This window comes from Sphingobium aromaticiconvertens, assembly GCF_037154075.1.
Classification (GTDB): domain Bacteria; phylum Pseudomonadota; class Alphaproteobacteria; order Sphingomonadales; family Sphingomonadaceae; genus Sphingobium; species Sphingobium aromaticiconvertens.
In genome coordinates this window covers 2,693,219-2,717,939 of the sequence record NZ_JBANRJ010000001.1, presented here as the reverse complement: position 1 = coordinate 2,717,939, position 24,721 = coordinate 2,693,219, and the positions used below count along the sequence as shown (strand labels likewise).

Below are 24,721 nucleotides of genomic sequence, written 5' to 3'. Positions count from 1 at the left end.
GCACACGTCGCGTCGTAAATTAGCGGAGTGCGGGCCTCGTCTTGGGGTTGATGTTAAGCGGCGAGCCTGCGGTGTTGCAAGCGCCGATATTCGATGGTCTTTCGCTTGATCCTTTCGCGCTGTTTGATGATGGCGGGAGCCCTGCCGAGGTAGGCGTCGGCGGGCGTCACGTTGTTCAGGCTCTCGTGGTAACGCTGGTTGTTGTAATGCTCGACGAAGGCCTCGATCTGGGCCTCAAGGTCGCCGGGCAGGAAGTAGTTTTCCAGCAGGATGCGGTTTTTCAGGGTTTGGTGCCAGCGCTCGATCTTGCCTTGGGTCTGGGGGTGCATCGGAGCGCCGCGTACATGGCTCATCTTCTGGGCATCGATGTATTCCGCCAGTTCGCCCGCGATGTAGCTGGGGCCGTTATCGCTGAGCAGCCTGGGCTTGTGCAGCACGGTGGCGCTGTCGCAGCCGGAAGCCTTAAGGGCCAGGTCCAGCGTGTCGGTGACATCCTCGGCGCGCATGTTGGTGCACAGTTTCCAGGCGATAATGTAGCGCGAGAAGTCGTCGAGCACGGTCGACAGGTACATCCAGCCCCACCCGATGATCTTGAAGTAGGTAAAATCGGTCTGCCACATCTCGTTCGGACGCGTGGTCTGGGTATGGAAGCGATCGGCGGCCTTGATCACCACATAGGCCGGACTGGTAATCAGATCGTGGGCCTTCAACAGGCGGTAAACGGTGGCCTCCGACACGAAGTAGCGCTTCTCGTCGGTGAAGCGCACCGCCAGTTCGCGCGGTGACAGCTCGCTGTAATCCAGCGCCATCTCGACGATCTGGCCCTGGATATCGTCGCCGATGCGGTTCCACACCCGACTCGGCGCCGATGGCCGATCTTCCAGCGCCTCCGGCCCGCCTTCGACGAAGCGATCGTACCAGCGGTAGAACGTCCGGCGGGGGATGCCGAGTTTGTCCAGCGTGTGCTTGGCGGGCAGGTGCGACTGCTCGACGATCCGGATGATCTCGAGCTTTTCGGATGCGGGATACCTCATTCGTCGTCGCCCCCATCCGCGATCATGCTTTTTTTAAGCAGGCGGTTTTCCAGCGTCAGGTCGGCCACGCATTCCTTCAGGGCACGGGCCTCGCGGCGCAGATCCTGCACCTCGCCAGTGGTCGCAGCACGGGCGGTGTCACCGGCCAGGCGCCGCTTGCCCGCTTCCATGAACTCCTTCGACCAGGTGTAATACAGGCTTTGGGCAATGCCTTCCTTGCGGCACAACTCGGCGATGCTGTCCTCGCCGCGCAGACCGTCCAGCACAATACGGATCTTGTCTTCGGCTGAGAAATGGCGCCGGGTCTGCCGCCGGATATCCTTCACAACACGCTCAGCAGGGGCCTTTGTCGGCGAATTTTTCAAGGAGGGTTTGGGCTTCATCTTCGTTCCTTCGTCACTACGACGAAGCCCAAACCCTCCTTAATTTACAACCTCAAATCTGTGCCATTGGTGCTGACGGCGGACAGTACCGATTTCGATCAGCGTTGTTTCAGACACCGCGATCGAGCGGGGCAATATCAAAGCGGCCTCCGATTTACCCTCGATATCGCCGGCGCTTACCTATACCACCGGAGCGGTCCCCTCATTTGCGACATTTAACATCCGCGGTATCGGATCCTATGTCTATCGCATCGGCATCCAACCAGCGGTGTCGGTGGTTGTCGATGGAGTTCCGCTTGCTCGCACTGCCGAATTCGCCGGCGAGCTGGGCGATATAGAACGAGTCGAAGTGCTAAGCGGACCGCAGGGGACGCTGTATGGCCGCAACGCAACCGGGGGAGTGATCAACATTGTGCGAAAGGCACCGACCAACATGCTGGAAGGCTATGTCGCCGGGGAGCTGATTGCGGGAAAACAGGGCGATATCGAGACGTTGGTGAAGGGCGTGATCAACGCGCCAATTACCGACGGCATAAGGCTACGCCTGTTTGGCTATCACCGTCGGAATTCCGATTACATCAAGAACTACGCCGAAGGGGCCGAAGACGCCGGAAAGCACCAGGTCTACGGCTTCCAAGGTAAACTTGCGATCGATCTCGGCTCCGACCTCGATCTGATGATAAGCGGCGATTATCTACACGACAACAGCGAAATGGGATCCGCCTCCGTCATCGTTCCGCTGCAGGCCTATCAGCTTCCAACAGTTCCCGATATTGCTTCGCGGCAGATCGCGCTCTTGGGGGAGGCGTATCGTGATCCTTTTGGGATTGCGACGTTCCAGCCTTACACCAATGGGCAGGAGACCGGCGGTGGTGTCGCTGATCTGACTTGGCGTGCCGGCCAAGGCCTGATCATCAAGTCCCTCACCAGCTATCGCAAGGCCGCGCTTGATGCAGTGGCACCGCTCTTTTTCCAAAGCGTACTCGATCCGATGAATTTTCCTTACGCGAGTCCGCGTACGCCGGCATTTAACGATAGTGGAAAGACCCGGATCACGCGCTGGCATTATTTCACGCAGGAGCTCCGTGCAGAATATTCATCCGATCTCGTCGACGTCACGGTCGGCGTTTATCATACCAATCTCAAGGAAACCGAGTTCGGCGAGAATGCAACTTTTCTATCAGCCGAAGGCCGCGGCCGGGCGTTTGTGACGCTGATAGGCACGCCGACCGGTGCCGACGCCGCCTTTCCCTATTATTACAGCAATCCGATCACCCACACCTCGGACCGCAACAAGGTTTTTGCAGGCTTCACAGATATCACGTTCCATCCAGTCGCGGGCCTCGACATGTTCGTCGGCTATCGACGCAGCCGGGAGAAATTGTCTTTTACCTACAAGCGCGACGCCTTCAGCAATTTGCCTGTTCGCTTCAACAGCAATTTCAGCCAAACAACGTGGGCGCCGACCATACCCTTTCAGTCGTCGTTCGATTTTGGAGGGACCAAGTCCGAAACCCAATGGGCGGGGCGTGCAGGGCTAAGCTATGAACTCATGCCTCGCAGCCGCGCCTATGCCACCGTCAGCCGGGGCTATGTCGGATCGGGCGTTGATCAAGGTAATGCACCGCGCACAATATCGACCATGCCACTGGACCCCAATAACAGTTTTATCCGGCCATCAATTTCGAAGAATTACGAAATCGGCTTCAAAACCGAGTTCTTCGACCGGCGGCTTCGCTTGAACGTCGCCCTGTTCAAGACCGACACCAAGGATGTACAGGTGACAGCACTGATTCCCAACACCAATACCAATATCGTGCAGAATGCCGGAAATATCCGCGCAAAAGGTTTGGAGCTGAACTTCGACGCTCAGCCATTGGAAGCGCTGAACATCAGCGGCGGCTTCTCCTATCTCGACGCCAAGATCAGAAACCTCTCGCAGCGCTGCTATCCCAATCAAGTCAATGAGCCCGGTGCGCGCCCCTGCGTTGGAGGTCAGCAGTCTGTAGACGGATCAGCGGCGGTCAACTCACCGAAATACAAAGGTAATGTTGCAGCGACATACACGATCGCAATGCCCGGCCAACCGTTCGACCTTTATCTTCGCGGTGATTTTCAGTATCGCAGCAAGGCTTGGTTCCAGCTCGACCATGATCCATTGGCTACCCAGGACGGCTATGGTGTGCTGAACCTCACCGTAGGGCTGATCACCCATGATGAGAATTTCGACATTAGGCTCTTCATCAACAATTTGACCGACAAATATTATTGCAACAACATGGTGAATGGTACGGTGTTCCGCCAAGGATGCCAGTCCTCGCCGATCGGGGCTCAGCGCCGATTGGGCGTTGCGATCAAGGCCGGGTTCTGAGGGATCTCTCATCCTGCGATGGCGCCGCGACACTGCCGCAGGATTCCTCGCCGTTCCTGCGGCGGGGCATGGCTGCCAGCACGGTCTGGATTACGTTGATGGCTGTTTCCATCGAGGTGATGGCAATGAGCGTCACTTTGCCCGCGATCGCCACCGCTTTCCAAGCGTCGCCAGCAGCCGTGATATGGGTGGTCAAAGCCAATCAGCTGGGCACACTGCTGACGCTCCTGCCTTTCTCCGCGCTCGGCGAAAGGTTTGGTTATCGCCGAGTCTACAACGCCGGACTGCTGCTCTATTTGGTCGCTGCGCTGGGCTGCCTTATGGCGCCAAGCCTGACCCTGCTGATAATGTGCCGGATGATGCAGGGAGTCGGTTTATCTGGCGTCGTTAGCGTCAACGGCGCGCTGATACGCCACATCTTTCCCCACGATCGATTGGCGCGGGCCTTCGCCACCAACGCTGTTATCATCGCCGTTTTCGGGGCGGCCGGCCCCTCAGTTGCCTCGTTGCTAATCGCGATCGCCTCGTGGCGCTGGATTTTCCTGCTCAGCGCTCCACTATGTGGCCTGGCGCTATTACTCGGCCTACGATCGCTGCCCGATAATGCCCGTTGCTCAAGTTATGACTGGGTCAGCGCTGCATTCTATGCTGGGACACTTGGGATGCTGTTCCTAGGGACGGAACTGGTCCATCTGTCCGCGGCTCCGATGCTGCTATTTATGACCTTCGCCGCAGGCTCGGCTTGCGGCATTGCTCTGTTCGCTCGAGCGTTGAATCAGCCAAGCCCACTGGTGCCGATCGACCTGCTGCGAACTCGACTTTTCCTGCTGTCGATCATAACTTCGGTCGCGGCATTCAGTGCGCAGACGCTGGCGTTCATCTCGTTGCCATTCCTGCTATCAGGCGCAATGCATATAGCGCCGATCGAAATCGGGCCGCTGATGATGACTTGGCCGGTAGCGGTCGCCTGCGCCGCGCCGCTCGCAGGTCTGCTGACGGGCCGGGTTGCGACCGCGACACTGGCAGGCGCGGGCCTAGCACTGATGGCGACGGGGCTTGCTTTGATCTTATGCCTGGATCTGCATCCCACACTGCCAGACATCGCCTGGTGCCTCGCGCTTTGCGGTTTTGGCTTCGGCTTTTTCCAGACACCCAACAATCATGCCCTACTCGCCTCCGCGCCTATCGAACGTGCCGGCGCCGCTGCCGGTATGCAGGCGGTCGCCCGGCACCTTGGACAGATAGCTGGCGCCAGCATCGCCTCAGTCGCCTTCAGTCTCGCACCAGACCAGCCCTTCCTCGCCGTTGCCATAGCGACGGGAGTGGGGGGACTCGGTGCGGCAACGAGTCTATCGCGGCGGTTGACACGTGGTCGCGCCCTGCCGCTGGAGCTAGCCTAGCAATATGTACGGAAATCACAAAATCGCATCGCCTGACGGAACTTGTTTTCAATCCTTGACGAAGCGGTTGCCTACCGCCCGGGCCTGGGACCCAACTACATTTTTTGCGGCGGGTTAGCCGATGGTCTTGTGCGAAGACTGCATGCCAAATCATTCACGAAACGATATGATTGCCTTGGTCTGGTGAGCATCTTTTGACAATCTCGATCTCAGAATTTCCTTCGAAATTTCAAAACCATAAAATTAACTTGGAGACAGAAGATGATACCGGAGCGCGATTTTGAAGCAGGCCAAGCGGTGGAAGGCGTTAGGTGGGCGGGCATGTCGCGACCGGAGCATCCTCTCTATTGCTGGTATTTGCTCGGAATACTGCTTCTGATCTACATTTTCGGTGCAGTCGATCGGTCGGTGGTTTCGGTCATCGGCGAACCGCTGAAGCATGAATTTCACCTCAACGACGCCCAACTTGGTGCCTTGGGCGGCATGGCCTATTCCATCACCTTTGCAACCTTCGTGCTGCCAATGGGCTGGCTGATCGACCGTATTGACCGACGGGCGCTACTGGCTGTGAGCACTGGGATATGGAGCCTGCTGACAATGTCCGGCGCCATAGCAGGTAATTTCATCCAGTTGGTGCTTGCTCGGATGGGCGTTGGTGCAGCAGAATCAGTCGCGTCGCCCGCGAGCGTCTCACTGATCTCGGACAGCTTCCCGCTGCATCAGCGCAATACCGCGATCAATATCTATTATGCTGGCGCACCAGCCGGCCAGCTCGTCATCTTTGTCCTGGGCGGATGGATCCTTATGCATTTCGAATGGCGAGCGGTCTTCCTCGTGGCCGGCCTTCCCGGTTTGATGTTTGCCGCGTTGCTGTTCTTTACCTGCCGCGAGCCGCTGCGCGGGAATCAGGATACGCATATCGGCTCCGCCGTAAAAAGCGTCAATGCGAAGGCTCCGCGTCTGGTCGAGGTAATGCACACTATCGTCCGGGATCCGGCTTTACGCTATGCATTGCTGGGGAATATGATCGTGACCGGCGTCAATTCAACGCTTGTTCTTTGGCTCACCTCGTTCCTCGTCCGTATTCACGAACTACCAGTCAGTCGGGCCGCGATTTGGGTTGGCCTCGGCTATGGATTGTCGCAGACGGTCGCGGCACTTGCGGTCGGCCCCTTCGCAGACCGCTATTCGCGCAGTCTGCCCTCGCGGCTCGCGCGGATCCCAGCGGTCGCATCTGTGCTGGCGCTGGCCGCGGGCATAGTCATGGCGCTGTCTAGCGCGCTTGGAGTCGCCCTGGCAGCGTTAATCCTGTTCTCATTCATCGGCGGTTTCCTTAACGGCCCGAGCTATGCGCTCATACTGTCGCTCGCTAAACCGCAGATGCGCGGATCGGTGATGGCAACGAGCAAGCTTCTAGTGATCCTGATCGGCAGCGGGCTGTTTCCTTTCCTCACCGGTGCTATCAGTGACGCTGTGGGTACAGGTAATTCTATCCAGCCCGCGATCCTCGCGACGATCTCGTTGCTCGCAGTTGCGCCTTGGTTCTTCATGTTGGCAGGACGCTGCGCGCGAGTTGCCGAACTGGCAGGATAACTTTCAATCCATCATTTGGCTCGACCCGATCGCCGATGTGCGAGTGCATGAAATGACCCTCGTTTTGTGGCCGAAGCCTTTCGCCAAGACGGGGTCGGGCTGCAAAGCCTGCCCGAGCATTGCATAAATGCGATCCTCCATCGCAAGCGCTGGGTCAGCAATAATAACTTCGTGCGATTCGGTGAAATCTATCACGTTGTGCCCGACCGAAACTGTCCGTTTATCGAGGTCGGCCATCGGCGCGAGCGCCGACACAGCCTGATTGTACAAGAGTTCGCAGATATCGGACCAACCCCAATACAGACGACCAAAAAATTGCATATTCGTCCAATGATCGAATTCACGGCGCGAGACTACGCAACACCAGATTGACCACCTCCCTCGGATGACTCTGAAGCATACCAGAGTTAGACTGGCGCATCAGCGGATTGTAGAAAATTTCCATGGCTTGCATGATGCCACTGATCGTCTCATCAAACGGTGTCTTGCGCTCGAATTCGCGGGCTTCGCGCCCTTGCAGGATGATCTCGCCCAAAGCTTTCCCCAATGCAGCACGATAGCCGGTGTAGCAGGGCCATTTTTCAAGCGCTGAAAGTGCTGCAAGCTCATACAGTTTCGGGTCATTCAGTAAAAATGTGGCGCTCGCGACGCATATGGTATCGAAGAAGCTCCTCAGGCGATCGGCAGCATCTGCGCCATCCTTGATCGCAGCCAGTGTTTGTTCCAAACAAATACCGAGTACCTGCGAGCAAATCGCGTGTCCGATCGCCTGTTTAGAATCAAAATATTTGTAAATATAAGCCTTGGAAAAACCAATAACTCTGGCGATGTCCGAGACAGTTGTCTTGTGATAGCCATAACGCGAGAAATGACTTTTTGCGGTTGTCATGACCTTCAGTCGCACAGCGTGGTCGTCCGGCCCACGATATCCAACGGTCTCCGTGTTCAGCGTTCTCCCAACCATTGGCTCTCTATCACCCCCAACTCCTAACTCATTGCCATTCGTTCGCCTGGCCGGTTCAGGCGAAAATTGGGTGGTGAAGCCGGTATGCTGTCAGGATGACGCATCCGCCTACATCAACTTCCCGATCATGGGCGTGTACCTTTGCCGCCTACCGTTTCCACTATTTCCAGTAATGCCTGGAGTTGCGAAACCAACGTCGTAACCTTCTCACGATCCCATCCTTCCAATCGCTGGTTCCAGCGTGCAATAACCTTCTCTTTGCATTTTGCGGCGAGTTCATGGCCCGTAGCCGTCAGCGCAAGCTTGACCACGCGGCGATCGGAAGTATCGCGTCGGCGCACGATCCAGCCGCATTCCTCCATCGTGTCGACCAAGCGGGTCATCGCGCCACCATTGTAACTGAGATCCCTGGCAAGCTCAGAACAGGTGGTACTGTGACCGGATGAAATCGACATCAAGGCAGACCATTGTGTGCCCGTCATACACTCTTCTGCGAAAATCGGCTCAAGATCTGCTGCACTCGCCTGGTGTAGGCGGCGAAGGACATATCCCAATGATTGCTGAGTATTAAAACTCGAGCTCGAATAAAATTCCATCTCAACACTTCACAGAATGTAGATAGAATGCATGTAATTTTCTCTCGGGGACGTCAATATACGCCATCGTCGGCAAGCAAATCGGAGCGGCGAAATCCTGCAGCCTATATAAAAAGGAGTCATAGCCCTAAATGTGGAGAGGGTGTCCCAGTGCGGCGAGCGCGCTTTCATGAATGGCTTCACCCAACGTGGGATGCGCGTGAATGATCCCGGCCACATCCTCCAAGACCGCCCCCATCTCGATCAGAGTTGCGAACTCTCCGGCAAATTCGGAAATGTGAGCCCCAACGGCCTGCAGGCCCAAGATACGGTGATCCGCTTTGCGCGCAACGATGCGGACGAAGCCTCCACCGCTACCTGCTTCCATCGACAGTGCGCGACCATTGGCAAGAAACGGGAACTGTCCGATGGTCGACTCGACCCCTGCGGGAACCTCATGCGGCAACAGTCCGACACTTACGATCTCCGGCTCGGTGAAGCAGACCGCAGGAATAGCGCGTGGCGCGAACCGCCGCATCTTGCCCGCGATGATCTCGGCCACACATTCTCCCTGCGCTGATGCCTTGTGCGCCAGCATGGGTTCACCAACCAGATCGCCTATTGCCCACACATTCGTGGTCGATGTCGCGCATCGGTCATCGACACGAACGAAGGGGCCGTTCATGGCAATATTCATTGCCTCCAGCCCCCAGCCCGCCACGTTGGGCCTGCGGCCAACGGTGACAAGTATCTGGTCGGCCGGTAATATTTTCCGTTCACCCGAGATAGTCTCGATCGCGAGCCCCTGCCCTTCTTCGCCCACCGCGCGTGCCTCAAGATACAACGCTACATCATGCACTTTCAACCAGCGAAGGACCGGGGCGGTGAGCTTGGCATCATAAAGCGGCAGAATGCGGTCAGCTACTTCAACGATCGCCACCTGTGCGCCAAGTTTTCGGAAGGCGATGCCGAGTTCAAGGCCGATATAACCAGCGCCGACGACGACGAGCGATCGGGGGACGCGCGGGAGCGATAGCGCTTCCGTCGATGAAATCACCTTGCCCCCAAAAGGCAGGAATGGGAGGTCAACCGGAAGCGAACCCGTCGCCAGGACAACATGCTCGGGGCGGATCGTGACGACACCCTCAGCCGTTTCGACCGTGCATGTCTTGGCGTCTGAAAAAACGGCATGGCCGGTAATCACCTTGACCTTCGCTTTACGCAGCAATCCGTCAACGCCGCCGCTCAGTTGATCGACCACGCTCTCTTTCCAAGCAACCGTCACGCCAAAATCAAGCGTGGGTGCCGCTGTGAGCCCAATACCAAAACGGGGCGTGCGCGCAGCCTCGGTGATTTCGGCATGAAACGAGGCGGCCTGGATCAGCGCCTTCGACGGGATGCATCCCCTGATGAGACAGGTGCCGCCCAGCCTGTCGGCTTCAACCAGAATGGTATCGATCCCAAGCTGTCCGGCCCTGATTGCCGCTACATAGCCGCCCGGACCGCCGCCAACGACAAGCACTTTGGGAGAAAAGGATGTGGTCATTGCATCATTCCATGAAGAGGAGCGCAGGGTGCTCGATCAACCGCTTCAACCGCTGCACAAACAGAGCGGCGTCATAGCCATCGACGATACGATGATCGAACGATGAGGACAGGTTCATCATCTTGCGCACAGTCACGAAGCTGCCTTCTATCACCGGTCGCTGGACGATTTTGTTCGGGCCGATAATTGCCACCTCGGGATGGTTTATCACCGGCGTCGTCGTAATTCCGCCAAGCGTTCCCAGACTGGTGACCGTGATCGTCGAACCACTGAGATCTTCCCGTGCGGCGGTGCCATCGCGCGCGGCGGCGCTGACCCGCGCCACTTCCCGCGCGAGGTTCCAAAGATCGTGCGCCTCCGCATGACGCACCACCGGAACCATGAGGCCGCCCGGCGTTTGTGTTGCGATGCCAATATGAATACCATCATAGCGGTGCAGTATGCCGGCATCGTCGTCGTATCGCGCATTTATATGTGGAAAGTCGGGTAGCGCCCGGACGAGCGCCAGCATGAAAAAGGGTAGCAACGTAAGCTTGGGTTGGTCAGGCTTTCGGTGCGCGTTGAGGTCCTGCCGAAGCTTTTCGAGTTCGGTGACGTCGGTTTCCTCGACATAGGCGATGTGAGGGATACGACGCTTGGCCTCCTGCATCTTTTCTGCGATTTTCCGCCGCAGGCCGATGATTTTGGTTTCCTGTACGCCTTCGCGTGCGATGTAACGTGCATCGTCGAGGGATATCGCTCCGTCACTTTTCAGATATGCATCGAGATCGTCTGCGGTGATGCGCCCGCCCGGTCCGGTCCCAGGCACAAACTGCAAGGCAACCCCGCGTTCGAAAGCCCTTGCGCGTGTGGCCGGCGACGCAAGCGGCACGTCGCCTTCCGCGCGCGTGGCAAAAGTAGCGACTGCAGGACGACGCGGCAGTGCACGGCCTTCTCCCTTTGCTGGAGAAGGAGGAAGAGCAGGAGGAGGATCGGTTACCGGTGGGTTCAGCTCGGCCAAAACGCTCGGTGCCAGAGCCGTCAACTCTTCAGTGATTGCCGCAGCATTGCCGACCCCATCAACTTCAAGTTCAATCAGCACCGAACCAACGGGCAGCATCGAGCCAATGTCGCCGTGAATTGCCGTAACGGTCCCATCGACCGGCGAAGTCATGTCAACGGTCGCCTTGTCGGTCATGACATCAACCAGACTCTGGTCTTCCTTGACCGTATCTCCAGGCTTAACATGCCATACGACGATCTCGGCTTCGGCAACCCCTTCGCCAACGTCAGGGAGCCGGAACAGATAACGGCCCATCAGTGATTCTCCATTGTACGCTTAAGCGCTTTCGCCAGACGTCCAGGGCCGGGGAAATAGTCCCATTCGAACGCGTGTGGATACGGCGTGTCCCACCCGGCGACGCGTTCGATGGGGCTCTTTAGCGCCCAGAAGCATCGCTCCTGCACCAAAGCGGCCAGTTCGCCGCCGAACCCTCCAAAGCGAGACGCCTCGTGCAGGATCACACAGCGGCCGGTTTTGGTGACGGATGCGACGATTGTGTCCACATCGAGCGGCACGATGGAACGCAAATCTATCAGCTCGGCATCGACGCCGCTGTCGGCAATCCCGGCTTTGGCGACATGTACCATCGTGCCGTAGGCAAGAATCGTCGCTTCGCTTCCTTGCCTAACGATCGCGGCCTTGCCCAGCGGGACAGTGTAATGCCCTTCGGGCACCTCAGCTGTCGGATCACCTGCCCAGGTCTTGAGCGCCTGATCATGCCTCCCGTCGAACGGACCATTATACAACCTTTTGGGTTCAAGGAAGATCACGGGATCGTCGTCTTCGATCGCGGCGATTAACAGCCCTTTGGCGTCGAAGGGATTGGACGGGATCACCGTCTTCAGGCCGGTGATGTGTGCGAAGATCGCTTCAGGACTCTGACTGTGCGTTTGTCCGCCGAAGATGCCCCCGCCATATGGACTGCGGACCGTAATCGGCGCCCAGAATTCTCCGTTCGAGCGATAGCGCAGCCGCGCCGCTTCGCTGACGAGTTGGTCGAACGCGGGTAGGATATAGTCGGCAAACTGGATTTCGGGGACAGGCCGAAGGCCATAGGCACCCATGCCGATCGCCGTGGCAATTATGCCTCCCTCGCTGATGGGAGCATCGAAGCATCGTTGCATACCGTGCTTTTTTTGCAATCCGTCGGTGACACGGAAGACACCGCCGAAATAGCCGACATCCTGGCCGAAGATCAGCGTGTCAGGGTCATCGCCCAGCTTTACATCGAGCGCCGAGTTTAGCGCCTGGATCATGGTCATCGTCGCCATGTCAGATTCCAATCTCGCGGCGCTGTTCGATTGCGCGCCAGTCAAGTTCCTTGAAGACGCCCTCAAACATCTCGGCAACGCTCGGCTTGGATTTCCCCAACGTCCCGATCGCCTCGGCCGCACGCTGGGCAGCGCGCAGTGTCTCGGTCAGCTCGGATTCAAGTTGCGCATGCCGTTCTTCAGACCATTCACCCACATCGATCAGGTGCACCTTGAGGCGCTCGATCGGATCGCCCAGCGGCCAGTGGGAAGGCTCGTCTGCTGGCCGGTATTTGGTTGGATCGTCCGACGTGGAGTGCCCTGCGACGCGATAGGTCACAAACTCTATCACGGTCGCGCCGAGATTGGCCCGGGCGCGATCAGCTGCCCATTTCGTTGCAGCCCAGACCGCAAGAAAATCATTACCGTCAACGCGCAGCCCCGGGAGGCCATAAGCGAGCGCCTTGGCCGCAAAGGTTGTCTGCTCAGCACCCGCGATCCCCGCGAAACTCGAGATCGCCCACTGATTGTTGGTGATCACGAGGATCGCGGGAGCACGGTATACGCTGGCAAAGGTCAAAGCCTCGTGGAAATCGCCTTCGGCTGTCGTTCCTTCGCCAATATAGCCCAAAGCGATATGGCATGCGCCCTTATAGGCGGAGGCCATGGCCCAACCAACTGCATGGCCAAACCGGCTGCCGACATTGCCTGATAGCGAATAAAAGCCATAGTCGCGCGCGGAATACAAAATTGGAAGCTGTCGACCTTTCAAAGGGTCCTTTTCGTTCGAATAGATCTGATTGATCATGTCTTCGAGCGGATAGTCCCGCGCAATGAGCCACCCCTGTACCCGATAAGTCGGGAAGCACATGTCTCCAGGTGCCAGAGCCAGGGATTGCGCAACACCAATGGCCTCTTCGCCCGTCGATTTCATGAAGAAACTGGTCTTGCCCTGACGATGGGCGCGGAACATTCGATCCTCGAACAGGCGGGTCTGTAGCATCGCCCGCAATCCAGACCGCATCATCTCCGGATCAAGACCAGGGTCCCAGGCAGCATTGTCCTCGCCAATGACGCGAATAAGGCCATAAGGAAACTCTCTCAACTCGGGCTCGGGCGTGTCGAATTCGGGCCGCTGTACCGCGGCTCCAGGAACGAAGCTCAAATAGTCGAACCGTGAGGCATCGCCGGGTCGGGCAACGGGTTGCGGAATGTGCAGGCGCAAAGGAACGGCATTATCGGTCATATACACTCCGTCTGGACCGCTATAATAGGTGCGTATGACGGGTATTTATATTTCTGAATCGCGAAAAATTGCGTATATCGCGCAATCGTCACGTCGCTTTTTTAAATATTTTAGGATTTTGCTTTCGTGGACCGAATCGATCGAAACATTCTTGCCGCTATGCAGGACCAACCGGACCTTTCAACTGGCGAAATCGCTGAGCGGGTGGGGTTATCGAACACGCCCTGCTGGCGGCGCATCAAGAAACTGGAAGCCGATGGCGTTATCGCCGGCAAGGTCATTTTGCTAAATGCGAAGGCGCTGGGGCTGGCAGTCAATGTCTTCGCCGAGATACGCCTCCGACAACATGATGAGGAGACGCTGCTAGCGCTGGAAGCAGCAGTGGCGCGGCAACCTGAAATCGTTGAATGCTTCTCGGTGAGCGGCGAAAGTGATTATATGGCCAGGATCGTCACGCAAAGTATTGAGACATATGAAACCTTCCTGAAAAAGGTACTACTTCATCTCCCGGGCGTTGCCGCCGTGAATTCGCGATTTGCGCTAGGATGTGTCAAAATGACGACTGCTTTGCCGATCTGATTTGGGTAGCAAAAATATGATTGTGGCTGGCTTGGATGGGAGTGCCAAGCATTTCCGCAGCGACGTAACATCGTGCGTAGGTGCCACCATTCCACATCAGAGCAAAGCAAAATCGGGACAACATTGGTAAGCGCCTACGGAAGGTGGCATTGACGCGAGGAGCCCACTTATTCGCGAAAGCCGCAAGCTTGGCTTCGATGAAGGTGATATTGGGCTGCCCGTTGGCGTCGTATGCCTCGCCGAGGGTTTCTGGCGCATCTTCACGATAATCGTGCTCCGCGTCACCCAGCCCTTCGAGTATCTTCAGCTATCCGGTATCCCTCCCGTCAGGATTGCGATACCCATAAGTATTTGAATCACTTATACCAAAGCGCATTAATCAGAACCCATGAGCCCACTGTCGCAGGCCGAGAGACATGATGCGCCAAGGCTGCACTCGCCAACAAAACAGCGCGCATCGCTTGGGCAGTGATGTCGCGCAAAGAAGTCTACGCGGCAGCAACCACGTTCCCGCCGTCCCCGCTGCCGGGTGACGCCGGCGGCAGGATGGCGTAGGGGTAGCTGAGTAGCGATGACAAACCGGTCAGACCGGGGGTCGGCAAAACCCAGGGCGCCGCAGCGATTCGAGCGCGATGACGTGATTAGGGAGCCAGCCTGCGGACTTCATCAGGGCCATCCAAAGCATGCGGCTTGCACGTTATAAGAGCGCCCGCGTGGCCCTCAAATCGCTGACATTGCCGACCGTAAGCTTCCGGGTATAAGTGAATTATCCGATAGGAGCCTCATGCCCGTCGCGCGGCGAAATGCGCCATGCCCGCGATCCAGCCGGGAACATCGATATAATCCTTCTGAACGACAACAAACGATCCGGCGGTAGCGAGTGCAGCGGTTGCCGCAACCCAGCACAATATCTCGTTGCCGCCGGCGCCCGCTACGGCGTCTACGCTTTCGGCCGTGAAGCTGTCGGTGGTCGCCCAGTCGGCGCGCGCTAGCCCGCCTTATTCACCAAAAGTGTCCTGAAGGGTTGGCGGGAGTGGCGTAAGCCTCTGATCTGAATTAGGAACTGGGTGTCTAAGCCGAACCTGCCGCAGGGCAGAAAATGCCACGGGCCACACCCGCCATGAACGATGATATCGCAAGCTCATTTGGATTCCCAGCAGTCGGCCGCAAGAAAATCACAGCTGCGTTCGACGGTGGCCGGCTTACCTCGGATGGCGGTGTTCTACTGCTTGCACAGGCCGAGCGCGCGATGGGGATTTGCCAGCGCCTGGCGGCTTGTATTGCCGATCCGCGCGATCCAGCGCGGGTGATCCATCGCCTGGATGACATTCTGCGTGCCCGTGTGTTCGCGATTGCGTGCGGCTATGAGGATGCCGATGATCTCGATGCTCTGCGCGACGATCCAGGCTTCCGCCTGGCGCTCGGCAAGCTGCCGGAATCGGGCGCGGGGCTGGCCAGCCAACCGACGATGAGCCGGTGGGAAAATGCACCGACTACGCGCGAACTGGCCAGCATGATGGCCGCGATGATCGACATCTACTGCGCCAGCTATCCCGCCCCTCCGACAGCGGTCACGCTGGATATCGACGACACGTGCGACGTCGTGCATGGCTATCAACAGCTCTCGTTCTGGAACGGGCATCATGGGGAGCGCTGCTTCCTACCGATCCATATCTACGACACCGCGACCGGCAGGCCGGTGGCCATGCTGCTGCGCACAGGCAAGACGCCTTCTGGAAAGGAGGCGGCGGGGCACATCCGACGCCTGGTGCGTCACCTGCGCCGTAATTGGCCCGATACCCACATCACTATCCGCGGCGACGGGCACTATGGTCGACCCGAGGTCATGGCCTACTGCGATGCGGCCCGCGTCGATTACGTGTTCGGCCTGCCCACCAATTCAGCGCTGCGCGCCGATCCCGCCATTGTTGCGGTCGCCGATGCCTGCGCGGTCAAGCGCGCCCAGCGTCAGTGTCCCGTCCTGCGCAACTATGCCGAGACCCGCTATGGGGCAAAGACCTGGAAGTGCCAGCGTCGCGTCGTTGCACGGATCGAGGCCAGCACGCTGGGCATGGACATCCGCTATGTCGTCACCTCGTTGGCAACAGGATCGGCCGAGCACATCTACGACACGCTCTACTGCGCGCGTGGTCAGGCCGAGAACCTGATCAAGCGCCACAAGTCCCAGCTCGCCAGCGACCGAACCTCGTGCCGCTCGGCCAATGCCAATCAGATGCGCCTGATACTGCACACTGCCGCATACTGGCTGCTATGGCGCATCCAGCAGGCGATGCCCAGGACCGCTGCTCTGGCAAGCGCGGAGTTTACCACCTTGCGCCTGCGGCTGCTCAAGGTCGCTGCGCGCGTCGTAGAAAGTGCTAGCCGCATCCGCATTGCCTTCGCTTCCGCCTGTCCGGATGCCGACCTGTTCCGCGCCCTCGTTCTCCGGCTGAAGCCTGCGCCGACGTAGCCCATGCGGCAGCGCCGCAGAACTCCGAGCCCAGCCCTTCAACCCGAAAAGCCCATCAATCCGAATGCGGTGAAACAAACGCCAGCGATGCCGGTCGTCCGCGCAATACAGCCAGCCGCAGCAAATGCCCAGAGCGGGCCCGAAACCGAGCGTCGTGAATAAGAGAGGCTAGTGTTTCAAGCAGCGCGCGGTCCCATTCGGGGTTGAGCGGCCGCGAGGGTCCCTCGCCCGTCATGGCCAGACGAGCGGCTTCGCGCCCCTGGATCTCGCGGTGCGCCTGCTGTTCGGGTGTGAACGCGGTTCGTCCGATCAGGCGATCGCGCACTTCGGGCGGAGCGCCGCGGATCATCGGAATCACGGGATCATGGCTTAGCCCCCCCGAAGCAACGAAAAGCACGCGCCGCCCTGAAAGCTGGGCAAACCGTCCCACCGCCTCACCCAGCAATCGCGCGCGGCGATAGGTCGGCAACGGATAGGCGATCGCGTTCACGAACACCGGGACGATCGGATAGACATCGAACCCGCCCAACATTGCTTCCCATATCTGCACAAAGCCATGATCGACGATCATGTCGAACGAAACGGCAGCATCGATGTTAGCAGCGCGCACCGCATCGAGCATGTCCAGCGCGAAGTCCTCATCGACACGAAGCGCGCCCGTCGCTGTGTTCCAGTCGCCATAGGAGCGCGCTGCCGCGCCAATGCAGAAGCTCGGCATATTATCATAGTGAAAGCCGTGATAATGATCAGGCGAGAACTGGATTACTTGCTCAGGCGCAAAATCGCGAACAAAGCGCGCTAGCTGATCATATGAATCGCTGACCTTTGCGCAGGTCGCGGCATCAGAATATGCCTCTTCAAGCAACATAGGCGTATGCGAGGCGCAGGCCAAGGCCATATCCATCTTGTGTCTCCCAAGGTCTATTGCAGCGGAGAAAAACCTATCGGCGCCAGCAAAACCGATTCCTGTTTCTGAAGCATGGCGGACGTGTTCTTCGCTCGGGTTCAGTCAATCTGGATCAGCCCATAGCGCGGCACGCGGTGCGGAGCGGTGGGCATGGTGATGATAGGCCCATATCTGAACAAGCTGGTTGATAGTGCTGGTTTCCGGGGTGGGCGCCGCGACAAGCTCACCCAGATGCCGCTTGAGAATCCGCAGCCGCGTTTCCTCGAACAGACGGGAGTAGGAGGATTCTTGGGATGGCAGGTATCGGCGGTTTTGATCTTGAGCATGTCTGCACCAGTCCGCATGTGGCCCTAAAGTGGCACGGTTGCAGGATTATATGCGAACAGGCCCATGCTCTCGGCATTCTGGCCCGGGCCCGCCTTTCCGGTCTTGCGGCCCTGTAAATCTCTGCCACGATCGCGCGATGCAAGCTGAACGGTCGTCGTGCGCTGCTTGCGCGCGCCTTCGTAAAGCGCAAAAGCCTCCCCCACGGTGGACGCCTGATCGACAGCCCGGGCGAGCACGATACCGTCCTCGATCGCCAGACACGCTCCCTGGCCCAGGAACGGCGTCATCGGATGGGCAGCGTCGCCCAGCATCGTGATGCGCCCCTGTGTCCAGGCGGACAGAGGCTCGCGGTCGCGTAGCGCCCATTTGAAGATCGCATCCTCGGGCAGCGCGCCGAGCAGCGCGAGCACAGCGGGGTGAAAATCCTGATAGAGTCGAACAAATTCATCCCGCGTAGCGGGAATGATCCAGCCCTCTTCCTGCCAATCGGGTTCGTGCGCGATGCCGATTACGTTCATCAGTTTCCTGTTACGCAGCGGATAGAACAGCAGCATCCGGCCCGGTCCCACAAAATAGCTGTAGGGCGCGTCGAGCAGCGCTTTGGGCACGCGATCGAAGTCAAGCACCGCGCGATAGGCGACCTGTTCGGTATATTTGACGGGCTCGCTGCCAAAGGTCGATGTCCGCACTAGCGATGCATTGCCGTCGCACCCGATCAGGGCGTCGGCTTCATAGCGCAAGCCGTTGGCGAAGGTGGCGGTCACGCGCCCTCCCTCCTGGGTCGCGCCGACGAAGCGGTGGCCCAGATGGAGTGTGTAATTGCCTCCAGCCGCCGCTGCATCGGCAAGGGCCGAATGCAGATCGGCGCGGTGGCATTGATGGAAGCCTGCGCCAAAACGGGTCCGGAACTCTTCCGAAGAAGGCCCACGAAGCAGAATTTCACCTGTAGCATAATCTTGTGAATGATAGCACTCAGCTGGACCAGCCTCGGCCGCTACCCGGTCTGCGATACCTAAATAATCGAAGGCATGCATCGCCTGTGGCGTAATGATGACGCCGGCGCCGATCTCCTTCAGTTCCGGCGCCTGTTCAAACACGGTAACGCGAGCGCCCGCGCGCTGCAGCGCCGCCGCCGCCGTCAACCCGCCGATTCCTGCGCCCACTACCAGAAAATGTGCATCCTTCATACCGTAATCCTAACCCGTTTCAGGTCCTGTTCGCTGACCTGTTCTTCATTCAATCGCAATCGCTCAGCCCACATCCAAATCGGCTTACGCGCCACACGACACAAAACTTCACATAATCGCATTAAACCGGCAGATGGCTCGTTCGGCGTGCAATTTTTTCGCCTTGCTCGCAAATTTCGGCCCCTCACTTGTGCGAACAGGCGGTATGCCGGTTTCCCCTTTGGATTCCGATCCATGCTTGCTCATGGAATTGTCGAATTTCCCCATGCACACTCCCTCATGGCAAATTGCTTTCTGCGCTAAGCTTGGTGACGAATTGAGTTGATTACATGCCCTATATATGAAATGTATTCCATAATCCAGACGATAAATTTGAAAGGAAAATGATGCTTCAGCCCACGTTCGAGGACACCCGGGTGATTGTGGAAAAGGTGAGTGGGCTGCTCGGCAACATCGGCGCGCGCGTCGCGCAGACGGAAAATCTTCGCAAGATTCCACAAGAAAGCATCGATGAACTGGCTAATGCCGGCTTGTTCAGATTGTATCAGCCTTCGCGCTTTGGCGGTTTGGAACTGCCTTACGGTCCGTTGCAACTAGAGATCTCGACATTGCTGGGAAGCGTCTGTGCCTCGACCGCCTGGGTGCAGGGCGGTATTGCCGTGCACGCCTGGATGCTGGGAACGTTTCCCGCCGCGGCGCAGGAAGCGGTGTGGGGAAACAATCCCGATGCTCGCATTGCAACTGCGTTTTCCTATGCTGACTGCTCGTGCACGGCCACTGATGGCGGCTACCTGCTTTCCGGAACATGGCAATTCTCAAGCGGCATCGACGCGAGCGACTGGGTCATCGTGCGCGCGCCATGCAAACGTGAAGATGGCAGCATTGACATGCGGATTTTTGCTTGCCCGACAGGCGAAGTCGAAATTGTGGATGTCTGGCAGGCGGTAGGGATGCGCGGCACCGGCAGTAATGACGTCAAGATCGGGTCCTTGTTCGTGCCCGCCGAGCACTCGATCAGCCTTGCGAGTCTGCGGGGTGAGCGAACGGCGGATCATCCCGGGGCACTCTACTCCCTGCCATTTGCAACATTGTTTCCATTTGCCGTGGCCGCACCTGCGATTGGCATTGCCAGAGGCGCATTGGCCTATTTCGCCCAGGATGCGAAAAATAGCGCAGCCAAGCAGCAGCAACTGACGCGGCAACTGATTTATGCCCAATCGTCGGTAGAAGTGGATGCGGCCGAAAGTCTGCTACTATTAAGCGCCGAAGTCGCTGCGGCACTTGTCCGAAACGATGCTTTGGCAAGTCGTGACGACAAGGCTTTGAGCAAGCGCAATACGGCCTATGCCCCCGAACTGTGCCGTCGGGCGATCGACCGGTTGACGCGTATGCTTGGCGCTCACGGGGTTAACGATGACCACCCAATCCAGCGCGCCAATCGTGACATGATCACCATCAGCAGCCATTTTGGACTTAACTGGGACAATTCCGCTGAAATCTTCGGCAGGCAGTTGTTCGGTTTGGAACCCACAGATCCGATGATCTGACGTAATAGCAGGGTCCGCACCGTGTTTTCGACCCTGTGCTTTTTGAGAAGGAGAAGATGCAGTGCCTGAAACGGTAATGGTCACGGGAGGCGGACTGGGCATCGGGCGCGCTGTCGCGCTTGAGTTCGCTGCAAAAGGTTCGAATGTCGCAATCGTCGATTTGAATGCGGCCGATGCAAGCGAAACCGCCGAGCTGGTGCGAAACGTCGGCGCGAAGGCATTGGTTCTAAGCTTAAATGTGACCGACGAAGATGCAGTTTCAAGAGCCGTTGACGAAATCGTGGATCGGTTTGGTGGCCTGGATTGTGCATTCAACGGCGCAGGCATGCGCCAGAACGGCGAGTCGCTGGCCGACCTCAGTTTGAAGACCTGGCGAGCTATCATGGATGTGAACGTGACCGGCGTGTTTCTTTGTCTCAAGGCGCAGATGCGTGCGATGCGCGAGCATGGTGGAGCCATTGTCAATGCCTCCTCAATGCTAGGCGTGGTCGGAAGCGTAAACACTGCCGCTTATACGTCGAGCAAGCACGCGGTGATCGGCCTGACCCGGGTTGCCGCCATCGAGGGCGCGCCCAAGCGCATTCGGGTTAACGCGGTGGCTCCAGGTTTTACCGCTACACCGATGACTTCAAATATGCTTCCTGGCGGACATGCGGAGCTTGAACGACTAAAGGGGCCGGAAATTCCTTTGGGGCGGCTGGCCGCACCCGAGGAGATCGCCAATGTGATCGCATGGCTGTTGTCGTCCCAGTCGAGTTATGTAACGGGGCATACGCTCGTTGCAGATGCCGGCTTTACGGCAAAATAGCCAAGTTGACGCATATTCCTGGTTGGTTTAGGCATTTCTATGCACGCTGCAAAAGCAGATTGTGCCGGAGTTGGTGCCGCGTAGGCCATGGGGGGGCGGAAAATAGTCGATTCGAGAGGCGAAGACCCGGAAGCCGAGCAGAATAGCCCTGCCAATATCAACAAAGCCGCCATGCGCGTATTGCTGGTGCTTTCTGCTCTCGCGGAACGAAATAGCCCTTCTGAGATCAAAACACTGTGTACCCAACTCGGTATGAGCCGGAATATGGTTTTCCGCGCGCTGACTACGTTGGTCGAGCAGGGCTATGTCGTTCGCGACCGGGTAGGCAACAAATATGATATCGGCTATGGCGTGCTCAATCTGCGTGGACACGAGAATCCAGAACCGGACATCCGTTCGATCTGTCACCGCTTTCTTCAAGAGTTACACATCCTGACGTCCGAAAGCGTCTTTTTGTCCATCTTCGCGGGGTATAATCGCTTCAACATCGACGGTATCGAGGCAAAGGGACCTCGTGTAACGCATGTGCAGCGCGGTCGACCGCTGCCGTTGCATATCACTATCACCGGGCGCACCATGCTGGCGGCACTCACCGACGCTGAAATCCAGGACTATATCGATGCTGTTACGTTCAGCGACTTTCCCGAGGCAATTGCCGCCACTCCCGAAATTCTGTGGGACGAAATCAAGCGCATTCGAGAAGAGGGTTTCGGTTTCTCCCGGGGCGAGACCTTGCCAGGTCTAAAGTTGTCCAATTTCGCGGCCTTTGTGGTCCATGACGCATTGGGACGGCCTCACGCATCGCTAACCGTGGGCGGTCCAGCCTCACGCTTTACCTTGGAACGGATGAACAATCTGCTACCGGAAATGAAGCTGATTATCCAGCGTGCGAATCTCGCTCTCCGGCAGTTCCCTGCCCACATTGCATTCTGGCGTGGTGACCGCCCCCATGACTAGCAAAATCAATACCTCTTCGCAGCACATTTTCGACATTCTCAAAATGTTGAGTGAAGCGTCTCGGCCGCTGGGCGTAAAGGATGTAAGTCAAGAACTTGGGTTGCCGCCAAGCACAACCCATCGCGGGCTAACTACACTTTTGAGCGTGGGCTATGCTGCACGCTACCAGTCTTCGGCGACATATATGATCGGCGATATTGCCCAGCGTGTACGCCACGCCTTTTACATGCGCCAGAAGATCAGAGACCTTAGCCTTCCCTACTTGCAGCAACTGGCCTTCATGACGGGCGAGACTGTCACGTTGAACATAAGATTGGGATGGTATGCTGTCCGGATTCAGACGATTCCTGGGACAAATGAAATCATCAGTTTTCCTGAACTGGGCGAGGTGCAATTTCTGGATCAAAGCGCCAGCGCGCGCGTCATCCTTGCGCACATGCCCGAGAGCGACGTCCGGCATTTCCTGCGTTGGCGGGGCAAAAATGAGACCTCGTCAAGCGGATTGCGATTGATCCGCAATTTGCGAGAGATAGCCGAAAAAGGCTATGATACGGACGCGCGAGGGTATGCAGAAGGTCCGGTCGCCCTGGCGTTCCCGGTTTGCTATGGCGGCAAGGGCATCGCCTCGGTCACCATTGAGGGAGCAATATTCAGCGGCGACAACATGAAGCCCGGTGAACTGCGTAGATTTCAAGACACAGTAGCTAGGATCGATAGCGTCGCCGCGAAGGAGTCCGTCGAGGACATATTGCCATTCGACCATCTAGATCCCGATACGATTGCGCTTACCGTGACAGAATGAGAGGTGGCCGGATTGTTCTGCGCAGGGATTGGCAACGAATAACCTCCCCGTATTTTACCGGGCACCACAGACGCTCGACAACGACATTGTCGCACCATGCGACCCTGCCGTCCATGCTGATGGCAATCCCTTCGCGCAGCAGTATGTTGGTGAAGGCCAACGCACCCTTGTCGCCATCGCGGCGGCAGGAGCAAAACCTGCCGTTCCGCGCCGAACGACAACCGCCAAATGGCGCAGCTTCGACGCCACAATCTACAAGGACCGCAATCTGATCGAACGCTGCTTCAGCAAGATCAACCACTTCCGGCGCATCGCAACACGGTACGACAAACTCGCCAGAAACTTTGCTGGCTTCCTCAGCCTCGTCGCCGCACCCAAATGCGTCGTTGAGTGTAAGCACCATCCAGGGAACGCGCTCGAAAAGTGGCTTGACCCGTTCTGGTTGTCTGTATATTGGAATATTCTTCAAAATCCAATCAACAAACAGGTGGAAGACTCGCTGCAGGCTGGCTTGCCTGAAGTGTTCCTTGAGGGAGGCCAGAATGAAACTCGGCATGTTCATGATGCCATTCCATTCTCTCGATCGTAGCTATCGAGAGATGTATGATATGGATACGCAGGCTGCGATCCATGCCGATGCATGCGGTTTCGAGGAGCTTTGGGTCGGCGAGCATTACACCGCAAAGGTGGAACCGATTTCGAACACACTGCAATTCATGTCTTCCCTCATTCCCGTCACGAAGAACATGAAGCTGTGTCCGGGTGTTTTGAACCTGCCCCAGCACAACCCCGTACGCGTCGCTGCCGATGTGGCCATGTTCGACAACATGTCGGGTGGCCGCTTTATCATGGGCATCGGCCCCGGTGGGCTGGGTTCCGATCTGGAAATTTTCGATACAATGCCCAAGGATCGGAACGCGATGATGATCGAATGCGCCGAAATGGTGCAACAGATCTGGCAATCCAACCAGGCGCCGTTCCATTTGAAAGGCGAATACTGGAATCACGACCTGCAGAAGGCCGTCCACCCGGATCTGGGTATCGGCATTATTCCGAAACCGTTGCAGGATCCCTTCCCTGCCTTTTGCATTTCGGCGATGAGCCCACATTCCGGTACAGCCGCGCTGGCCGGCACCAAGGGGTGGAATCTGATTTCCGCAAACTTCAATGCGCCATGGGTCATCCGTTCGCATTGGGATGTTCACAGCAAGGCCATCGAAGCCGAAGGTCGCACAGCGGATCCCTCGACCTGGCGTGTGTGCAGGTCGATCCTTGTTACGGATACAATGGAACAGGCGAACGCCTTTCTGGCGGATCGCAATAACTCCATCAGCCACTATTATGATTACATGGTGACATTGTTGCGTAGGACAGGTCGCGGGCGCATTCAGGCCCTTCTCCCCACAGAGAGTTCCGAAGAAGACGATGTGTCGTTGCAGACCTGCCTCGATTCCATGGTGATCGCCGGCACGCCAGACGTGGTCGCTGAAAAAATCTCGGCGTTCCGCGACGAAGTTGGCCCGTTCGGTACGCTGCTGATGGCGTTTCATGAATGGGATGACGAAGCCTTGTGGCGCCGTTCGTATGAACTGTTGGCAGAGAAAGTCTTACCTGCCGTCAATGCGTAACCGCACGCGAATCCGCTTAAGGTGAACCACTGAAAATGCAATGCGTCATTAGGGCGGGCTCATGCCCGGCCTTCAATAGCAAGGAACGTAGTGGCACAATGACCG

Annotated in this window: 22 protein-coding genes and 1 pseudogene; 11 read left to right on the top strand and 12 right to left on the bottom strand. The window is 57.7% G+C overall.

The features are described 5' to 3' along the window. Positions 1-53: 53 nt before the first annotated feature. Positions 54-1,417 (bottom strand): IS3 family transposase gene (locus tag WFR25_RS13030; RefSeq protein ID WP_336967452.1). Its coding sequence is split into 2 segments (ribosomal slippage): positions 54-1,067 and positions 1,070-1,417, totalling 1,362 coding nucleotides; the frame shifts between segments, so codons are not numbered across the junction. 91 nt (positions 1,418-1,508) lie between these two features. On the opposite strand from WFR25_RS13030, the gene WFR25_RS13025 reads away from it, so the two are divergent. From WFR25_RS13025 to WFR25_RS13015, 3 genes are all read left to right on the top strand, one after another. Then, a complete protein-coding gene (locus WFR25_RS13025; protein ID WP_336974891.1) occupies positions 1,509-3,788 on the top strand; it encodes a TonB-dependent receptor in 2,280 nt (759 codons plus the stop codon). After that, positions 3,725-5,188 carry an MFS transporter gene (locus WFR25_RS13020; protein WP_336971407.1) on the top strand — a complete coding sequence of 488 codons (1,464 nt, stop codon included), beginning with the start codon at positions 3,725-3,727 and terminating at the stop codon, positions 5,186-5,188. The genes WFR25_RS13025 and WFR25_RS13020 overlap by 64 nt, the downstream gene beginning before the upstream one ends. 261 nt (positions 5,189-5,449) lie before the next feature. Then, positions 5,450-6,781: an MFS transporter gene (locus WFR25_RS13015; protein WP_336971406.1), complete on the top strand. Its 1,332-nt coding sequence runs from the start codon at positions 5,450-5,452 to the stop codon at positions 6,779-6,781. Positions 6,782-6,784: 3 nt separating this feature from the next. Here WFR25_RS13015 and WFR25_RS13010 read toward each other — a convergent pair whose 3' ends face one another. The 7 genes from WFR25_RS13010 to WFR25_RS12980 form a co-directional block, all read right to left on the bottom strand. Further along, a complete protein-coding gene (locus WFR25_RS13010) occupies positions 6,785-7,102 on the bottom strand; it encodes a hypothetical protein (protein ID WP_281824528.1) in 318 nt (105 codons plus the stop codon). A 19-nt stretch (positions 7,103-7,121) separates the two neighbouring features. After that, on the bottom strand, positions 7,122-7,670 hold the full coding sequence (locus WFR25_RS13005; protein WP_336971405.1) for a TetR/AcrR family transcriptional regulator: 549 nt from the start codon (positions 7,668-7,670) through the stop codon (positions 7,122-7,124). Positions 7,671-7,870: 200 nt separating this feature from the next. Continuing rightward, on the bottom strand, positions 7,871-8,341 hold the full coding sequence (locus WFR25_RS13000) for a MarR family winged helix-turn-helix transcriptional regulator (RefSeq protein ID WP_336971404.1): 471 nt from the start codon (positions 8,339-8,341) through the stop codon (positions 7,871-7,873). Positions 8,342-8,468: 127 nt separating this feature from the next. Then, a complete protein-coding gene (lpdA, locus tag WFR25_RS12995; protein WP_281824531.1) occupies positions 8,469-9,866 on the bottom strand; it encodes a dihydrolipoyl dehydrogenase in 1,398 nt (465 codons plus the stop codon). A gap of 4 nt (positions 9,867-9,870) precedes the next feature. Then, the gene (locus WFR25_RS12990) at positions 9,871-11,163 is read right to left on the bottom strand and encodes a dihydrolipoamide acetyltransferase family protein (protein WP_336971402.1); all 1,293 of its coding nucleotides are present in this window, start codon (positions 11,161-11,163) and stop codon (positions 9,871-9,873) included. Further along, positions 11,163-12,179, bottom strand: a complete 1,017-nt coding sequence (locus WFR25_RS12985) for an alpha-ketoacid dehydrogenase subunit beta (protein WP_281824535.1) — start codon at positions 12,177-12,179, stop codon at positions 11,163-11,165. Before WFR25_RS12985 ends, WFR25_RS12990 begins: the two co-directional genes overlap by 1 nt. Position 12,180: 1 nt before the next feature. Continuing rightward, a complete protein-coding gene (locus tag WFR25_RS12980) occupies positions 12,181-13,404 on the bottom strand; it encodes a thiamine pyrophosphate-dependent enzyme (protein WP_336971400.1) in 1,224 nt (407 codons plus the stop codon). Between the two features lie 126 nt (positions 13,405-13,530). Here WFR25_RS12980 and WFR25_RS12975 point away from each other — a divergent pair, with 126 nt between their 5' ends. Continuing rightward, the gene (locus tag WFR25_RS12975; protein ID WP_336971398.1) at positions 13,531-13,983 is read left to right on the top strand and encodes an Lrp/AsnC family transcriptional regulator; all 453 of its coding nucleotides are present in this window, start codon (positions 13,531-13,533) and stop codon (positions 13,981-13,983) included. 1,120 nt (positions 13,984-15,103) lie between these two features. Beyond that, positions 15,104-16,453: an IS1380-like element ISSp1 family transposase gene (locus WFR25_RS12970; RefSeq protein ID WP_013039775.1), complete on the top strand. Its 1,350-nt coding sequence runs from the start codon at positions 15,104-15,106 to the stop codon at positions 16,451-16,453. A gap of 55 nt (positions 16,454-16,508) precedes the next feature. Here the strand turns inward: WFR25_RS12970 and WFR25_RS12965 are convergent, their stop codons facing one another. From WFR25_RS12965 to WFR25_RS12960, 3 genes are all read right to left on the bottom strand, one after another. After that, positions 16,509-17,351, bottom strand: coding sequence for a DODA-type extradiol aromatic ring-opening family dioxygenase (locus WFR25_RS12965; RefSeq protein WP_336974889.1), 843 nt, complete (start codon positions 17,349-17,351; stop codon positions 16,509-16,511). Positions 17,352-17,462: 111 nt separating this feature from the next. Further along, positions 17,463-17,630: an NIPSNAP family protein gene (locus WFR25_RS26610; protein WP_419723203.1), complete on the bottom strand. Its 168-nt coding sequence runs from the start codon at positions 17,628-17,630 to the stop codon at positions 17,463-17,465. 80 nt (positions 17,631-17,710) lie between these two features. Further along, positions 17,711-18,874, bottom strand: coding sequence for an FAD-dependent monooxygenase (locus WFR25_RS12960; RefSeq protein WP_336971395.1), 1,164 nt, complete (start codon positions 18,872-18,874; stop codon positions 17,711-17,713). Between the two features lie 383 nt (positions 18,875-19,257). Here WFR25_RS12960 and WFR25_RS12955 point away from each other — a divergent pair, with 383 nt between their 5' ends. The 4 genes from WFR25_RS12955 to WFR25_RS12940 all read left to right on the top strand — a co-directional run bounded on the left by WFR25_RS12955 (position 19,258) and on the right by WFR25_RS12940 (position 22,988). Further along, positions 19,258-20,421, top strand: coding sequence for an acyl-CoA dehydrogenase family protein (locus tag WFR25_RS12955; protein ID WP_336971394.1), 1,164 nt, complete (start codon positions 19,258-19,260; stop codon positions 20,419-20,421). A 61-nt stretch (positions 20,422-20,482) separates the two neighbouring features. Further along, complete coding sequence (locus tag WFR25_RS12950; protein ID WP_336971392.1) at positions 20,483-21,229, top strand: SDR family NAD(P)-dependent oxidoreductase; 747 nt, start codon at positions 20,483-20,485, stop codon at positions 21,227-21,229. 87 nt (positions 21,230-21,316) lie between these two features. Next, positions 21,317-22,186 (top strand): IclR family transcriptional regulator, encoded by an 870-nt coding sequence (locus tag WFR25_RS12945; protein WP_336971391.1) that lies wholly within the window; start codon positions 21,317-21,319, stop codon positions 22,184-22,186. After that, positions 22,179-22,988, top strand: coding sequence for an IclR family transcriptional regulator (locus WFR25_RS12940; protein WP_281824572.1), 810 nt, complete (start codon positions 22,179-22,181; stop codon positions 22,986-22,988). The genes WFR25_RS12945 and WFR25_RS12940 overlap by 8 nt, the downstream gene beginning before the upstream one ends. A gap of 40 nt (positions 22,989-23,028) precedes the next feature. On the opposite strand, the pseudogene WFR25_RS12935 reads toward WFR25_RS12940, so the two are convergent. Next, positions 23,029-23,145: pseudogene (locus tag WFR25_RS12935) on the bottom strand (IS3 family transposase); the annotation flags it as partial. Positions 23,146-23,163: 18 nt separating this feature from the next. On the opposite strand from WFR25_RS12935, the gene WFR25_RS26605 reads away from it, so the two are divergent. Both WFR25_RS26605 and WFR25_RS12925 read left to right on the top strand, forming a co-directional pair. Continuing rightward, complete coding sequence (locus WFR25_RS26605; protein WP_419723202.1) at positions 23,164-23,577, top strand: hypothetical protein; 414 nt, start codon at positions 23,164-23,166, stop codon at positions 23,575-23,577. Further along, positions 23,531-24,616 (top strand): LLM class flavin-dependent oxidoreductase, encoded by a 1,086-nt coding sequence (locus tag WFR25_RS12925; protein ID WP_336971390.1) that lies wholly within the window; start codon positions 23,531-23,533, stop codon positions 24,614-24,616. Before WFR25_RS26605 ends, WFR25_RS12925 begins: the two co-directional genes overlap by 47 nt. Positions 24,617-24,721: the final 105 nt, after the last annotated feature.

Excerpts from the sequence above, each read along its gene's own strand:
- WFR25_RS12965 (WP_336974889.1), bottom strand. The coding sequence starts at position 17,351 with ATGGCCTTGGCCTGCGCCTCGCATACGCCTATGTTGCTTGAAGAGGCA.
- WFR25_RS12980 (WP_336971400.1), bottom strand. The coding sequence starts at position 13,404 with ATGACCGATAATGCCGTTCCTTTGCGCCTGCACATTCCGCAACCCGTT.
- WFR25_RS12925 (WP_336971390.1), top strand. The coding sequence starts at position 23,531 with ATGAAACTCGGCATGTTCATGATGCCATTCCATTCTCTCGATCGTAGC.
- WFR25_RS12955 (WP_336971394.1), top strand. The coding sequence starts at position 19,258 with ATGATGCTTCAGCCCACGTTCGAGGACACCCGGGTGATTGTGGAAAAG.
- WFR25_RS12985 (WP_281824535.1), bottom strand. The coding sequence starts at position 12,179 with ATGGCGACGATGACCATGATCCAGGCGCTAAACTCGGCGCTCGATGTA.
- WFR25_RS13015 (WP_336971406.1), top strand. The coding sequence starts at position 5,450 with ATGATACCGGAGCGCGATTTTGAAGCAGGCCAAGCGGTGGAAGGCGTT.
- WFR25_RS12990 (WP_336971402.1), bottom strand. The coding sequence starts at position 11,163 with ATGGGCCGTTATCTGTTCCGGCTCCCTGACGTTGGCGAAGGGGTTGCC.
- lpdA (WP_281824531.1), bottom strand. The coding sequence starts at position 9,866 with ATGACCACATCCTTTTCTCCCAAAGTGCTTGTCGTTGGCGGCGGTCCG.
- WFR25_RS12940 (WP_281824572.1), top strand. The coding sequence starts at position 22,179 with ATGACTAGCAAAATCAATACCTCTTCGCAGCACATTTTCGACATTCTC.
- WFR25_RS12960 (WP_336971395.1), bottom strand. The coding sequence starts at position 18,874 with ATGAAGGATGCACATTTTCTGGTAGTGGGCGCAGGAATCGGCGGGTTG.
- WFR25_RS12970 (WP_013039775.1), top strand. The coding sequence starts at position 15,104 with ATGAACGATGATATCGCAAGCTCATTTGGATTCCCAGCAGTCGGCCGC.
- WFR25_RS12945 (WP_336971391.1), top strand. The coding sequence starts at position 21,317 with ATGGGGGGGCGGAAAATAGTCGATTCGAGAGGCGAAGACCCGGAAGCC.
- WFR25_RS13000 (WP_336971404.1), bottom strand. The coding sequence starts at position 8,341 with ATGGAATTTTATTCGAGCTCGAGTTTTAATACTCAGCAATCATTGGGA.
- WFR25_RS13020 (WP_336971407.1), top strand. The coding sequence starts at position 3,725 with ATGCCAGTCCTCGCCGATCGGGGCTCAGCGCCGATTGGGCGTTGCGAT.
- WFR25_RS13005 (WP_336971405.1), bottom strand. The coding sequence starts at position 7,670 with ATGACAACCGCAAAAAGTCATTTCTCGCGTTATGGCTATCACAAGACA.
- WFR25_RS13010 (WP_281824528.1), bottom strand. The coding sequence starts at position 7,102 with ATGCAATTTTTTGGTCGTCTGTATTGGGGTTGGTCCGATATCTGCGAA.